The sequence below is a fragment of the Pseudomonas libanensis genome (genome assembly GCF_001439685.1).
GTDB classification, from domain to species: domain Bacteria; phylum Pseudomonadota; class Gammaproteobacteria; order Pseudomonadales; family Pseudomonadaceae; genus Aquipseudomonas; species Aquipseudomonas libanensis.
On sequence record NZ_JYLH01000001.1, the window covers coordinates 21,670 to 36,433 of the forward strand.

9 protein-coding genes are annotated in these 14,764 nt (G+C 63.9%); 7 read left to right on the top strand and 2 right to left on the bottom strand.

What is annotated here, in order from left to right; genetic code table 11:
* Nucleotides 1–3 precede the first annotated feature (3 nt).
* Genes TU73_RS00065 through TU73_RS00080 form a run of 4 tightly spaced genes read left to right on the top strand, consistent with a single transcriptional unit; the run spans nucleotide 4 to nucleotide 4,723 of the window.
* The gene (locus tag TU73_RS00065) at nucleotides 4–780 is read left to right on the top strand and encodes an efflux RND transporter periplasmic adaptor subunit (RefSeq protein ID WP_057010443.1); all 777 of its coding nucleotides are present in this window, start codon (nucleotides 4–6) and stop codon (nucleotides 778–780) included.
* The gene (locus TU73_RS00070; RefSeq protein ID WP_057010444.1) at nucleotides 777–2,096 is read left to right on the top strand and encodes an efflux RND transporter periplasmic adaptor subunit; all 1,320 of its coding nucleotides are present in this window, start codon (nucleotides 777–779) and stop codon (nucleotides 2,094–2,096) included. The genes TU73_RS00065 and TU73_RS00070 overlap by 4 nt, the downstream gene beginning before the upstream one ends.
* The gene (locus TU73_RS00075) at nucleotides 2,093–4,192 is read left to right on the top strand and encodes a site-2 protease family protein (protein WP_057010445.1); all 2,100 of its coding nucleotides are present in this window, start codon (nucleotides 2,093–2,095) and stop codon (nucleotides 4,190–4,192) included. The genes TU73_RS00070 and TU73_RS00075 overlap by 4 nt, the downstream gene beginning before the upstream one ends.
* Nucleotides 4,193–4,207: 15 nt before the next feature.
* The gene (locus tag TU73_RS00080; protein WP_057010446.1) at nucleotides 4,208–4,723 is read left to right on the top strand and encodes a GNAT family N-acetyltransferase; all 516 of its coding nucleotides are present in this window, start codon (nucleotides 4,208–4,210) and stop codon (nucleotides 4,721–4,723) included.
* Here the strand turns inward: TU73_RS00080 and TU73_RS00085 are convergent.
* Both TU73_RS00085 and TU73_RS00090 read right to left on the bottom strand, forming a co-directional pair.
* Nucleotides 4,699–5,007: a hypothetical protein gene (locus tag TU73_RS00085; RefSeq protein WP_057010447.1), complete on the bottom strand. Its 309-nt coding sequence runs from the start codon at nucleotides 5,005–5,007 to the stop codon at nucleotides 4,699–4,701. The two genes, TU73_RS00080 and TU73_RS00085, sit on opposite strands and share 25 nt — an antisense overlap.
* Nucleotides 5,008–5,064: 57 nt before the next feature.
* Entirely contained in the window at nucleotides 5,065–5,652 is a 588-nt protein-coding gene (locus TU73_RS00090; RefSeq protein WP_057010448.1) for a phage tail protein, read from the bottom strand.
* A gap of 172 nt (nucleotides 5,653–5,824) precedes the next feature.
* On the opposite strand from TU73_RS00090, the gene TU73_RS00095 reads away from it, so the two are divergent.
* The 3 genes from TU73_RS00095 to TU73_RS00105 all read left to right on the top strand — a co-directional run bounded on the left by TU73_RS00095 (nucleotide 5,825) and on the right by TU73_RS00105 (nucleotide 14,747).
* On the top strand, nucleotides 5,825–7,429 hold the full coding sequence (locus tag TU73_RS00095; protein ID WP_057010852.1) for a glycosyltransferase family 39 protein: 1,605 nt from the start codon (nucleotides 5,825–5,827) through the stop codon (nucleotides 7,427–7,429).
* A gap of 117 nt (nucleotides 7,430–7,546) precedes the next feature.
* Nucleotides 7,547–8,380, top strand: a complete 834-nt coding sequence (locus TU73_RS00100) for a sulfotransferase family protein (RefSeq protein WP_057010449.1) — start codon at nucleotides 7,547–7,549, stop codon at nucleotides 8,378–8,380.
* 52 nt (nucleotides 8,381–8,432) lie between these two features.
* Nucleotides 8,433–14,747, top strand: a complete 6,315-nt coding sequence (locus tag TU73_RS00105) for an Ig-like domain-containing protein (RefSeq protein WP_057010450.1) — start codon at nucleotides 8,433–8,435, stop codon at nucleotides 14,745–14,747.
* Nucleotides 14,748–14,764: the final 17 nt, after the last annotated feature.

Genomic DNA, 14,764 nt, shown 5'->3' on the forward strand with positions numbered 1-14,764 from the left:
CGCATGACGCACCTACGTAAGTGGCTATTAAGTTTTTCCTGTGTGCTGAGCGTGGCGACCGTGGCCATGGCCGACGATCCGCTGTTGGATCAACCCTCCACAACGAGCGCCGCGAGTACCGAGAGCGAAGCCCGTGGTGTATTGCGTGCCCGCGACCAGGCGATGTTGGCCAGCGAGTTGTCCGGGCGCATCGTCGACCTGCCGTTCAGTGAAGGCGAGTCGTTCAAGAAAGGTGACACCCTGGCGCGTTTCGATTGTTCGGCCTACCAGGCCCAACTCAATGCGGCCTCAGCCGCCAGCCGTGGTGCCGGTGAAGAGCTGGCCCATAACAAACAATTGGCCGCGCTGAATTCCGTCGGGCGTTTCGAAGTGGCTCGCGCCGAAGCCAAACTCACCGAAACCCAGGCCCAGTCCCAGGTCTATCAGGTCCAGGTCAGGCGCTGCAGCGTGCTGGCGCCGTATGACGGCCAGGTGGTGCAGCGCAAGGTTCAGCGTTATGAAAGCGTTTCGGCCGGTGCGCCGCTGTTGGAAATCGTCGACAACCGCAGCCTGGAAATTCACTTGCTGGTGCCGTCGCGCTGGATGGGCAAACTCAAGCCCGGCCAGACCTTCAGCTTCACCCCGGATGAAACCGGCCAGGCGTTCAGCGCCACCGTCAAGCGTCTCGGCGCCCGCATCGATGAAGGTAGCCAGACGCTCCTGCTGGTCGCCAGCGTGACCAATGCCACCGGGTTGATGGCGGGCATGAGCGGTACTGCCCACTTCGCGCAACTGCAATGAACGCGCCGATGCCGGGCAATACCGAGCGGGTATTCGCCCAGTTTCTGGGGCTTGAACACCAGACCCGTGCCGCCCGAACCACCGAGCAGCTGGCCTACAGCCTGGTCAACGACGGCCAGCCGTTGTTCGGCTATCGCCATGCGGCGCTGCTGATCGCCGGCAAAGTGCGGGCGGTGACGGCGGTGAGCAGTGTCGACCCGAATGCGCCGTTTGTGGCCTTTGTCGAACAGGCCGTGGTGCAGCTGCACAAGCAGGCGCTGGGCCAGGTCGCGCAGGTGGTACCGGCTGAACAATTGAGCGACCAGGTGCAGGCCGACTGGCAAAGCCTGTCCGCCGGCCATGTGTTCTGGCTGCCCTTGATTGACCCGCATGCTCGCGTGTTCGGTGGTGTGTGGCTGGCGCGGGACACCCCATGGAACCCGGCCGAACAGGTGTTGCTGGCGCAGTGGGGCGATACCTGCAGCCATGCCTGGCTTGCCCTGCAACCGCGCCAGCCTTGGCGGCTGCGCCTGACGCGCAAGCGCCGGGTGCTGATGGCGGTTGCGCTGTTGCTCTTGCTGCTGGTCCCGGTGCGCCAATCGGTATTGGCGCCGGCAGAAGTGGTACCGCTGGCCGGGCAGGTGGTGGCAGCGCCATTGGACGGGGTGATCGCCGAATTTCTGGTCAAACCCAACCAAGTCGTCAACACCGGCGACCTGTTGCTGCGCTTTGAAAGCACCACGCTCACCGCGCAGGCCGACGTGGCCGCACGCGCTCTGGGCGTGGCCGAAGCGGAACTCAAGGCAAACGCCCAACGCGCCTTTGCCGATGCCGAATCCAGTTCGCGTATCGACCTGCTGGCCGCGCGGGTCGAGCAAAAACGCGCCGAACGTGACTATGCCCGCGAGTTGCTCAAGCGCAGCGAAGTGCGCGCCGAACGCGACGGTATCGCGGTATTCGCCGACGCCGAACGCTGGACCGGCAAACCGGTGCAGACCGGCGAGCGGCTGTTGCAGATCGCCGACCCGGCCCAGGCCGAGTTGCGCATTGAATTGGCGGTGGGCGATGCGATTGCGCTGGAGCCGAACGCCCAGGTCGCACTGTTCCTCGACAGCGACCCGTTGCAGCGCCATCTCGCCACCCTGCAACGCGCCGCCTACGAGGCCCAGCCCACGGCGGGCGGGCAACTGGCCTATCGCCTGGATGCGCAGTTCGATGACGCGCCGCCGCGTATCGGCCTGCGCGGTACTGCGAAGATCTTTGGCGAACGCGCGCCGCTGGCCCTGTACCTGTTGCGCCGACCGCTGGCGGGCCTACGCCAGAGTGTGGGCCTGTGACGAGCCTGCCCAGGCTGCGCGAAGACCTGCAACTGTCCAGCGCCGGCGCCGCCCTGGATGGTTCGCCGCGCTGGACCCTGGCCGATCCGGTGCGCGGGCGCTATTTCAAGCTCGGCGCGAGCGCCATTCGCCTATTGCGCTACTGGGCCTTGGGCGACCCGGAAAAAGTCCTGCAAGCCGCCAACCGTGAGCCGGGCCTGCCCTTGGGGGACCGCGAGGTGGACGAGCTGCTGAGTTTTCTGCGCGCCCACGACCTGATCGCCGCCCTCGACCCCGAACAACGGGCCAGCTACCTGCATAAAGCCGCCGCGCAAAAACAAAGCCTGGGCACAGTCCTGCTGCACCAATACCTGTTTTTCCGCATCCCGCTGTGGCGCCCGGACCCTTTTCTCAACCGGACATGGCCGTGGCTGGCGCGCTTCGGGCCGGGTCTGCTGCGCTATGGCTTGCCGATTATCCTGATGCTGGGCGTGTTTCTGGTCGCACGGGACTGGCAGCGTTTCGTGGCGACCTTCCCGCATCTGTTCAGCCTTGGGGGCGCCCTGGCCTTTGGTGCCGCGTTGTTTTTCGCCAAGCTGTGCCATGAGTTCGGCCATGCGTTCATGGCCAAGCGCGCCGGCTGCCGGGTACAGAGCATGGGCGTGGCGTTCATGGTGATGCTGCCGATGTTCTACACCGATGTGAGCGACGCCTGGCGCGTCAATGATCGTCGCTCCCGCCTGATGATCGGCGCGGGCGGGGTGATGGCCGAATTGCTGCTCGCCTGCGTCGCGCTGCTGGCCTGGTCACTGTTGCCGGACGGTCCCGCCCGCACGGCGGCGTTCATGTTGGCCAGTGCTACGTGGCTGACCACCTTGGCGATCAACCTCAACCCGTTCATGCGCTTTGATGGTTACTTTTTGATCAGTGACTGGTGGGGTGTCGATAACCTGCAAGGCCGCGCCTTTGCCTTGTGCCGCTGGCGCCTGCGTGAGTGGCTGTTCGGCTACGGCGAATCGGCGCCGGAACCCTGGTCGCCGATGATGCAGCGGCGCCTGCTGTGGTGGGGCTACCTCGCATGGTTGTGGCGGGCGGCGTTGTTCCTGGGGATCGCCTTGGCGGTGTACCACCTGTTTTTCAAACTACTCGGGATTTTCCTGATGCTGGTGGAGTTGGTGTGGTTCATCTTCCTGCCGGTCTTTAAGGAATGGCGCCAATGGTGGAGCCGGCGCAGCCAGGCCCATGCACCCAGGGTGCTGCTGACCGGCCTGGGGTTGCTGTTGCTCCTGCTGGCGCTGGTGGTGCCATGGCGCAGCGCCGTGGAACTGCCGACGATGCTCGAGGCAGGACGCGCCAGTGCGCTGCATGCGCCGGTGGCGGCGCGGGTCAAGGCGCTCAAGGTGGTGGATGGGCAAGTAGTGATGCCGGGCCAGGTGCTGGTCGAACTGGAGTCACCGGACCTGGACGCCCGGCAGAGCATCGTGCGCCGCGAAGTCGACATTCTGCAGTTGCAGATGCGTCGCCAGGCCGGGCGCAGCGAAACGGCGGCGGACGCCGGCATCAATGACAAGCGATTGTCCCAGGCCCTGGCTGAATACCGAGGCTTGGCCGCCCAGCGCGAACGCCTGTTGTTACGCGCGCCCCATGCCGGAACCGTGCGCGATGTGTTGCCGCAACTGAGCACAGGCCGCTGGCTGTCGCCCAAAGACGCGCTGGCGCAAGTGGTCGAGGATGGCGCGCGCCTGCGCGGTTACCTGGCAGAGGCCGAGTTGTGGCGCGTACAGCCAGGGGCGACCGGGCGGTTTATCGCCGATGACCCGATGCACGCCGCCATTGCGGTGGAGCTGACGGACATCGATGCCAATGGCGTGGCGTATCTGGACCAGGAGGCACTGACGTCCGATCACCACGGGCCGATCGCCGTGCGCCGCGATGAAAACCAGCGTCCGGCACCGGTCCAGGCGCAATACGGCGCGCGCTTCAAGAGTGTGCAACCGATTCCTACGCCCCATCAGCCGTTGCGCGGGGTGGTGGTGTTGCAAGGGCGCAGCGAATCGGTGCTGGGCGTGGCCTGGCGACGAGCAGCCGCCCTGGGCGTGCGGGAAAGCGGTTTTTGACAGGAGTTGAACACGATGCTGAACAAGGAGGGCGCTTTGGCGCAGGGCTTGGTGGTACGCCCGTCGCGCAGCACCGACGGGCCGTTTTTACAGGGGCTTTACCGCTCGGCGCGCGCCGATCTGCAATGGATCGATGGCGAGCAGGCACTGGTGGAGGAGGTGATCGCCCAGCAGTACCAGGTCCAGGAGGCGGGCCTGGACGCGCATTTTCCCGGAGCGCTGCATTATGTGGTCGAGAAACTGGGGACGCCCATCGGCGCACTGAGCGCTGACTTCGGGCCCAACGAGATCCGCGTGCTGTACCTGGCGTTCATCCCGGCCGCCCGCGGCCAGGGTTTTGGCCGCGCGGTGTTGCAAGGTGTGCAGCAAGCCGCGAGCCAGGTGTTTTGCCCGGTGGCCACGGTGGTATGGGCGAGCAACCCCCACGCGCGCCGGCATTACCTGGCGCTGGGGTTTCGAGTTGAGGAACAGACCCCCGCCGCGCAGCGGCTGGTGTGGTACCCGTCTCAGTTGAACACGATGCAGAAATAACCGCGTTCGGCATCACGACCCATGGCGGGCTCGCGGGACACGAACACCTGCTCCAGACACGCCTCCGGCAGCGGCAGGCGGCATAGACCGTCCACGAAATCGGTAGGGCCGAGGCTGCTGAGCAGTACGCTGAAAGCCCCGCGTGGGCTTTGGGGCAAGGTCGCGTGGGGCGCCTCGCGCACACGTTCGATCTGAATCGGCAGCGCCGAGCCATCCGGCAGGTAAAGCGTGCTGCTGCCTGCCAGCAACGGGCGAAAATGTTCAGGGGTGACCAGGTTCAGCATAAGCGTGGCTCCGCTTCAGAAGTGCCGAGGCGCTTAAGCCCCGGTCAAGGGATGGCATCAGTCGCGTGTCGGAAAGAGCCCGTTCAGGGCAATGCTGAAGTTGATGACCAGAAAGGGGTTCATGCTGCCCATGGGCAGGCCTTGTCCTGCGGGGTCAATGGTGCCGGTCAACGTCGTGCTCACGCCTTTGAGCGGGACCGGGCTGGTGCCCTGTTGGTCTGAGTAGATGCTGGCGCTGCCTGGTCCGGTGCCGGAAGCACCGATAAACGAGTTGGTGGCGGTGGGGGTGTTGACCGGGTTGCTGGCGGCGTTGGTCAATTGCACCGAGGTACTGGCGGTGAGTGTCGCAATGCCATGGGTGTGTGCCGGCAGGTTGGCCAATGTGGCGGTGACGCTTTCGGTGCCGGAGACTTCGCCAATGACCCGCGGCGTCAAGCCAGGGCCATTGCCTTGGCCGACGGGCAGGCGGCCCTGCAGGTTGGGCAGCATGAACGTCGTCGATCCGGTGCCGCCGTAGGTGATGCCGAGCAGGGCGAACAGCGCCTGGTATTGGCTGACGGAGAGGGTCTGGCCGGCGCACAAGGCCCAGTCCCGAGGGGCGAAATTAAACGCGAAGGGTTGAATAGTGCCAATGAATACTTCCATGGATCGTTCATCCTTGTAGAGTCTCTATGGGGGCGACCCTCGAAGGGCGTCACCGCAGAGCGTAGACGCAGGTTTGGCGAACTGCCCGGACCTTGTGAAACAGCAAACGCAGACGGCCCGTTTGACCTGGAGTGGCGCGTGTTTGCGCATGTACGTTGTCGAGGAATTTGAGGTGCGACGGTCTGTGGTGGAACAAGACGAAAAGGCAAGCGCCGTGGCCGCGCTCTACGGTGCCTGGGCAGGTGCCGGTTGGCTCGGCCGTTTGTGGTGGTTGCCGATCCTCGGGGTGGCCATGGCCCTGCGTTTTTATGGCCTGACCACTGCCGCGGTCTGGGGCGACGAAGGCTCCAGCCTGCTGCTGAGCGAGTACGCCTTGGACGACCTTTGGTTTCACGCCGCCCATGACGTGCACCCGCCGCTTTATTTTTTCATGCTGCGCGGCTGGATCGAGTTGTTTGGCGACGGGATCTGGTCGATCCGCAGTATGAGCGCGATCCCCGGGGTGGCGGTGGTGGGTTTGGGTATCTGGCTCACCCGGCAGCTGTCGACTCGACGTGCGGCAGTCCTGGCAGGCGTATTACTGGCGCTGATGCCCACGGCGGTGCGCTACAGCCAGGAAGTGCGCATGTACGCCCTGTTGGGGGTGTGGCTGCTGGGCGCCACGCTGGCGCTGGTGTACTGGGTGCGCCAACCCGGGCGCACGCGCTATCTGGCAACGTATGTGCTGTTGATGTGCGCGGGGTTCTACACCCATTACTTCACCGCCCTTGGCGTACTGGTGCACTGGACCTGGCTGGGCCTGTTGTGCATGTCGCAACCAGCGGGCCAACGCTTGATCACACGCCGTGGCTGGTGGCTGGCTAACGTCGCCATTGTGCTGCTTTACCTGCCCTGGCTGCCGAACCTGCTGGACCTGGTGCAGCACGTCGACCAACTCAGGGTTGGCGGCGATATTGGTTGGGAAGAGCCGGTCGGCCTGCTCTCCGTGCCGTCGATGATCTGGCAGTTCATGCTCCAGGACGAAGGCCCGGACATCTGGCGGCCGCTGTTCTGGCTGTTCCCGTTCCTGTGGGTGGCCGTGGTGGGCATGACCGCCTGGCGCGATCGCAAGCCTGATCGCCCGAGCGCACTGTTGGCGCTGTTCTTCCTGTTGCCGCTGTTGCTGGTGTACGGCGTGTCGTTTATCTCACCGGTGTTTATCGAGCGTTACCTCACCGTATACGCCCTGGCCTTGCCGATGTCGGTGGCGGTGGCCATCGATCGGTTGCCCTCACGCCTGAGATTGCTGGGCGCGGCGCTGTTCGTGCTGTTCGTCGGTGTGGAAGTGCTGGGATTGAAAAACAATTTCAACGTGGATGAGCATGACCAGTTCAACGTGCCGGTGGAGTTCGTCAATCGCAATTACCAGGAAGACGACCGCATCGTCCTCAGCGACATGATGTGGTACCTGAGCTACGTGTATTACGACCAGACCGACGCGCAATTGCAGCTCTACACGCCGCCCAAACCCGATGGCACGCCAACCCGGCCGAATGCCTACGGCTTTGGCACGCTGGTGGACCAGGACGGCGGGCGCATCTATCTCGACCGCTTGGCGGATTTGCCCACCGATACCCGGCGTGTCTGGCTGATCAGCAGCAGCGAAGCACCGGACGATTTTGCGCCATTGCCCGAGGGCTGGCGGTTGATCAGCCAGCAAGACGGTGGCGGTGCGAGGGCGCGTCTCTACGTGCTTTGCCACGGGCTAGAGCCATCGCAGCGTACAGGCTGCGACTAAGATCAGTTTGGCATTAGCGGCATATCAAAATAGTGGCAAATGACCCGCCCGTTGACTGCAATCACCAGCTACGCTTGCACCACACATGGATGTATGTCCTACAAAAATGGTGAAAGGATGCAGTATCACTTTATTTCCGGATTGCCGCGTTCCGGTTCGACGTTGCTTTCTGCGATTCTCCTGCAGAATCCGCGTTTTCACGCCGGCATGAGCAGCCCGGTCAGCCCCTTGTTTAACGGAGTGCTGGCGCAATGCAGCGCGGGTAGCGAGTTCGGCTCTGTGATCGACGCCCACACCCGCCGCCGTCTGCTGCGCGGATTATTCGACGCCTATTACGCCGACAAGGCTTCCACCCCGGTGGTATTCGACACCAACCGCCAGTGGTGCGCGCGCATGCCCGCGCTGCATGACCTGTTCCCCCAGGCCAAAGTGATCGCCTGTGTGCGCAACGTGGCCTGGGTGCTGGACAGCCTTGAACGCCTGTACCGCGCCAACCCGTTCGAGAACACCAAACTGTTCAACGACGATGACGAGCGCAACACCGTCTATAGCCGTTGCGAAACCCTGGCCCAACGCAATCGCCTGGTGGGCTTTGCCTGGACCGCGCTCAAAGAGGCGTATTACGGCGAGAACGCCGAATCGTTGCTGGTAGTTGATTACGACTTGTTGAGCCAAGCCCCGGAGCGGGTGATGCGGTTGGTGTACGACTTTATCGGCGAGCCCTGGTTCGAACATGACTTCAACCACCTGACCTACGACGCGCCGCTCTTCGACCAGGCCCTGGGTCTGGCCGGCCTGCACAAGGTCAAGCCCAAGGTGGCGCCGCAGCCACGGCGAACGCTGTTGCCGCCGGACTTGTTCGAGAAGTATGCCGCGTTGTCGTTCTGGCGCGATGGGTCTGCCAGTGCGGCCAATGTCATCCGTATGAAAACCGACGCCGCAGTCAGCTGACGGCGACCTGTCTTTTTTGCGTGTCCAAGCCTTTCGAGTCCAGGTGATCTTCATGTGGTGGAGCAAGAGTAAAGCGCGGGTAACCGAGGGCGCACACGCCCTGGCATCGCCAATGATCATGTTCCTGGAGCCGCGAATGCTGTTCGACGGCGCGGTGGCGGCAACCGTGGCCGATGCCGCGCAGCCCGATGCCCAGCCCACGGTCGAGGCGGCCAAACCCCCCACGGCAGATCAGCCGGCGGACACCCACGCGCCCCAGGGCCAGGTCGATGCAACCCAGGCGGCGGTGCCAGGCAAGAGCGTGTTGTTCGTCGACTCTCGGGTCAAGGAATCGGCCAGCCTGCTCGAAGGCGTCGCGCCCGGTACCCAGGTGGTGCAACTGGAGGCCAGCAAGGACGGTTTGCAGCAGATCGCCGATTACCTGGACACTCACCAGGGCGTCAGCTCGGTGCAAATCATTGCCCACGGTAATGCCGGCGATCTGTGGCTGGGCAACAGTTACCTGTCGGCGGATAACGTCCAGGCCCGCAGCGAAGTGCTGGCGAGGATCGGCCAGGACATGAATGTCGGCGGCGATATCCTCATCTATGGCTGCTACACCGCCGAAGGCGAGCGAGGCTTGAGCCTGGTCGATTCATTGGCGCAGTTGACCGGCCGCGACGTAGCGGCGTCCACTGACCGCACCGGCCTGGGCGGCGACTGGGACCTGGAAATCGCCACCGGCACTATCGAAAGTGCCAACGTGCTGTCGGCCAGCGCCATGAGCGAGTACCAATGGGGCCTGGCCACCTGGACCGCCACCAACAACCTCAATAGCGGCGTGGGTTCCCTGCGTGCAGCGCTGTCGTCTGCGCAGAACGGCGATATCGTCACGTTCAATAACACCATGACCATCGCCCTGACCCAGGTGCTGGTGGTCAACAGGAACGTCACCATCGACGGTGACCTCAATAACGACAACGTGGCCGACGTGACGCTCGATGGCCAGTACCGCACCCAGATCCTGCAAGTGACATCCGGCACCACGGCCACCCTCGATGGCCTGGTGATTACCCGGGGCATGACAGCCGGCAATGGCGGTAATGGCGGCGACGATGCGCTGGTGTCCCAGGGCGGTGGTATCTACAACGCCGGTACCTTGACCTTGAAAAACGTCACGGTGACTGCCAACGCTGCTTCCGGCGGTGGCGGCGGCGGCGGTGTCACGCCGCAATACGCCGGTGGCGGTGGCGGTGGTGGCGGTGCGATCACCGGCGGAACCGGTGGCAAGGGCGGCGATACCCTCAATTCCACGGGCGCCAATGGCACAGCGGGACAGGGCGGCGCGGGCGGCGGCTTCTTCAACATCGGCGGGCGTGGCGGCTCCACCACGGGTGGCGCCGGCGGTGCGGCGTATCCGGGTTATAGCACCGGTTCGGCCGGTGGTACGGCCAGCAGTGGCGGATTGTCCATCGGCGGTGGCGGTGGCGGTGACGGATACGACAACTTCGGTGGCGACGGCGGCGGTGCGGTGGGGGGCATCTACAACGACACCGGTGCGACCCTGCGCGTCATCGGTAATTCGGCCATTTCCAACAACGTCGGCGCGGGTGGTGGCGGCGGTGGTGGTGGGGCCGGTGGCAGCTATCTCCAGGCAGGCGGCGCGGGCGGCGTCGGGGTTGGCGCCATCTGGAACAAAGGCTCGATCCTGATCACCGCCGCCAACTTCGCGGCGCTGGCCGGCAACATTGGCGGCAGTGGCGTAGGGGGGACGAGTGCGGGCACGGCGGGTGTTTCGCCGGCTTCGGTTTCCAACGTCTATGGCGATGGCGGCACCATCAACACCAACTATGTGCCGGACGAGACGCCACCCACCTCGACGGTCGTAGTGGCCATTACCAACCTCAACTCCGGTGGTACCTCGACCGTCACCATCACCTTCTCCGAAGCCGTGACCGGCCTCACCGCAGCCGACCTGACGGTGCAGAACGGCACCGTCGGCACCTTAACCAGTGGCGACGGCGGCATCACCTGGACCGGTACGTTGACGGCGGCCAGCAACATCGCCGACACCACCAACATCATCACCCTGAACAATACCGGTGTTGCCGACCTGGCCGGTAATGCCGGCGTGGGCACCACCGCCTCCAACAACTACATCGTCAACGATACCGTAGTGCCCACGGCGTCCATCGTGGTCAGCGACACCGCCCTGAGGATCGGCGAAACGAGCGTTGTGACCATCACCTTCAGCGAAGCCGTGAGCGGTTTCACCAGCGCCGACCTGACCGTCGCCAACGGCTCGATCAGCGGCCTGAGCACCAGCGACGGGGGCATCACCTGGACGGCCACGTTGACGCCGGATGCGACGGTTACCGATACCTCCAATCTGATTGTCCTGAACAACACCGGCGTGGCGGACCTCAACGGCAACGCTGGCGTGGGCACGACCAACTCCAACAACTACGCCATCGACACGCAACGCCCCACCGCCACCCTCGTAGTGGCCGACACCTCGCTGCGCATCGGCGAAACGAGCGTTGTGACCATCACCTTCACCGAGGCGGTGAGTGGTTTCACCCTGGCCGACCTGACCGCTGCCAATGGCAGCTTGAGCGCCCTGAGCAGCAGCGACGGTGGCATCACCTGGACGGCGACGCTCACCCCGACTGCCAGCATTAATGACACCACCAACCTGATAACCTTGACCAACAGCGGCATTGCCGATCTCTCCGGCAACGTCGGCAGCGGCACCACCGACTCGAACAACTACGCCGTCGATACCCTGCGCCCGACCGCTACCATCGTGGTGGCCGATGCCGCACTGAACATCGGTGAAACGTCCCTGGTGACCATCACCTTCAGCGAGGCCGTCACCGGTTTCACCCTGGCCGATATGACCGTTGCCAACGGTTCCTTGAGCGGGCTGAGCAGCAGCGACGGCGGTATTACCTGGACCGCCACGCTCACGCCGAGCGCCAGCACCAGCGATGCCACCAACCTGCTCGTCCTGGCCAACACCGGTGTGGCGGATGCGGCCGGTAACGCCGGCAGCGGCACCACCAGTTCCAACAACTATGCGGTCGACACCCAGCGCCCCACCGCCAGCATCGTGGTGGCCGACACTGCGTTGAGCGTCGGTGAAACCTCGCTGGTTACCCTCACTTTCAACGAAGCGGTCACAGGGTTTACCGTCGCCGATCTGACGGTCGCCAACGGTACGGTCACCGGCCTGAGCAGTGGCGACGGCGGCATCACCTGGACCGGGACGCTCACGCCCAGCGCCAGTCTCAGCGACACCAGCAACCTCATCACCCTGGACAACACCGGCGTGACTGACGCAGCGGGCAACGCCGGCAGCGGCACCACCGACTCCAACAACTACGCCATCGACACTGCGCGACCCACCGCCACCCTCGTGGTCGCCGACACGGCCATTGCCGTTGGCGAAACATCGGTGGTGACAATCACCTTCAGCGAGGCGGTGACCGGTTTCACCCTGGCCGACCTGAGCGTCACCAATGGCAGCCTGAGTGGCCTGAGCACCAGCGACAACATCACCTACACCGCAACGTTCACGCCTTCGGCGGGCGTCAGCGATGCCACTAACCTGATCACCCTCACTAACACCGGGATCGTCGACGGGGCAGGCAATACCGGCAGCGGCACCACCGATTCCAACAATTATGCCGTCGACACGCAGCGCCCGACCGCGACCATCGTGGTGGCTGACAACGCGCTGAGCGTTGGCGAAACCTCGCTGGTGACCGTTACGTTTTCCGAGGCGGTCAGCGGATTCGACAATTCGGACCTGAGCGTGGCCAACGGTACGCTGAGTGCGGTCAGCAGCGTCGACGGTGGCGTCACCTGGACCGCCACATTCACGCCGGCCCTCGGGGTCAGCGACCTGTCCAATGTGATCACGCTGAACAACGCCGGTATCAGTGATGCGGCAGGCAACACCGGTACCGGCACCACCGATTCCAACAACTACCAGGTCGACACCAACGTGCCGACGGCGACCCTTGTGATTGCCGATACCACGTTGAGCATCGGCGAGACGTCGTTGGTCACTGTGACTTTCAACTCGGCGGTCAGCGGTTTCGACAATTCAGACCTGACCGTCGTCAACGGCACACTCAGCACCATGAGCAGTACCGACGGCGGCGTCACCTGGACGGCCACGTTCACGCCAAGCGCCAATATTTCCGACACCAGCAACCTGATCACCCTGGACAATACCGGCTTGATCAACGGCGCCGGCAACGCAGGCGTGGGCATCACCGATTCGAACAACTACGCCGTCGATACCCTGCGCCCGACCGCCACCATCGTGATGGCCGATACCGCGCTGAACATCGGTGAAACGTCCCTGGTCACCATCACTTTCAGCGAGGCCGTGACGGCGTTCACCAGCGCTGACCTGACCGTCGCCAACGGCGTGATTTCGGGGCTGAGCAGCAGCGACGGTGGCATCACCTGGACCGCCACCTTCACGCCGACCGATGGCGTCACCGACAGCAGCAACGTCATCACGCTCAACACCGGCGGCATCGTTGACCTGGCCGGCAACGCCAACGTTGGCACCACTGATTCCAATAACTACACCCTCGACACCCAGCGTCCAACCGCAACGATTGTGCTGGCCGATGCCAACCTGAGTGTCGGCGAGACCTCGGTGGTGACCATCACCTTCAGCGAGGCCGTTACCGGGTTGACCAACGATGACCTCAGCGTTGCCAACGGCACCCTGAGCGCGGTCAGCAGCAGCGACGGCGGCCTGACCTGGACCGCCGTTTTCACTCCTGTTCTGGGTGTGCGGGACACGACCAACCTGATCACCCTGGACAACACCGGCGTGAGCGACGCGGCGGGCAATACCGGAACCGGTACCAGCAACTCCGCCAACTACAGCGTTGATACGCAGGTGCCGACGGCCACCATTGTGGTCGCCGATACAGCGCTGAACATCGGCGAAACCAGCCAGGTGACCATCACCTTCAACGAAGCGGTGAGCGGTTTCGACAACAGCGACCTGAGCGTCAGCAACGGCACGCTGAGCAATGTGACTTCCGCCGACGGCGGCGTCACCTGGACGGCCACGTTCACGCCAAGCGCCAATATTTCCGACACCAGCAACCTGATCACCCTGGACAATACCGGCTTGATCAACGGCGCCGGCAACGCAGGCGTGGGCATCACCGATTCGAACAACTACGCCGTCGACACGGTGCGCCCAATCGCGACGATCTCCGTGGCCGACAATAACCTGGGCGTCGGGCAGACCACCACGGTGACCATCGGCTTCAGTGAAGCGGTCAGCGGTTTCGACCTGTCAGACTTGAGCGTGGCCAATGCTGTGTTGTCCAACCTGGCCAGCAGCGATGGCGGTAAAACCTGGACCGCCACCTTGACGCCCACGGCGGCCATCAGCGACGCCACCAACCTGATCGTCCTGGACGCCAGCCTGGTGCATGATGCAGCGGGTAACGTCGGCAGCGGCATCGTGATCTCCAACAACTTTGCGCTCGATGGAGAGCGGCCGACCGCAACCATCAGCATCGCCAACCCCACGTTGACGGTCGGGCAGAGCACGACGGTGACGTTCACCTTCAGTGAAAAGGTCAGCGGTTTCGAACTCGATGACCTCAGCGTGGCTAACGGCACCTTGTCCAACCTGGCTACCAACGATGGCGGCAAGACCTGGACCGCGACCCTGACACCGGCAGCGAATATCAACGATCCGAGCAACTTCATCACATTGGATTCCAGCCTGGTGGTGGACCTGGCGGGCAACGCCGGCAGCGGTTTTGCCAACTCCAACAATTTTGCGATCAATACGATCGCGCTGACGGGCGACCCCCTGTTCCGTGTCACTACGCCGACGACGCCTCAGGACGCGCCGAACCCGCCGCTGCAGCCGAGCATCTTCGGCCGTCCGGGTGGCGATCTGGGTTCGCCCATCGGTTTCCCGCCGCTGTTCGAACAACGTGAGATGGGTGGGGGCTTGCCGCCCATCGGCAGCATTTTCATCAACAACGGTGCCTCGTCGCCCAGCTTTATCGCCCAGGTGTTCAGTACCGACGGCAGCGGGGACGGCAGTGGCCGGGGGTTCCTTGGTTTCGGCGGTGGCGATGGCGGGGTGTTCGGCTCAAGCACGTTGTCGGGCCTGTTCAACCGCGACACCGGCGGCAGCGACACAGGTTTCAAAGCGTTCGACAGCACGTCGATCAAGGGCCGCGGCGATGCGGCCCAAGGCCTGCGTGGCGTCTTTGGCGCACCGACCCTTGGTCAGCAATTGCAACAGATCAACGATAGCGAACGTCGCCAGGTGATCGAAATGGCACACGCACTGCAACAAGTCGGCATCAGCGAAATGCAGGCTTGAACATACTTAGGCGCAGG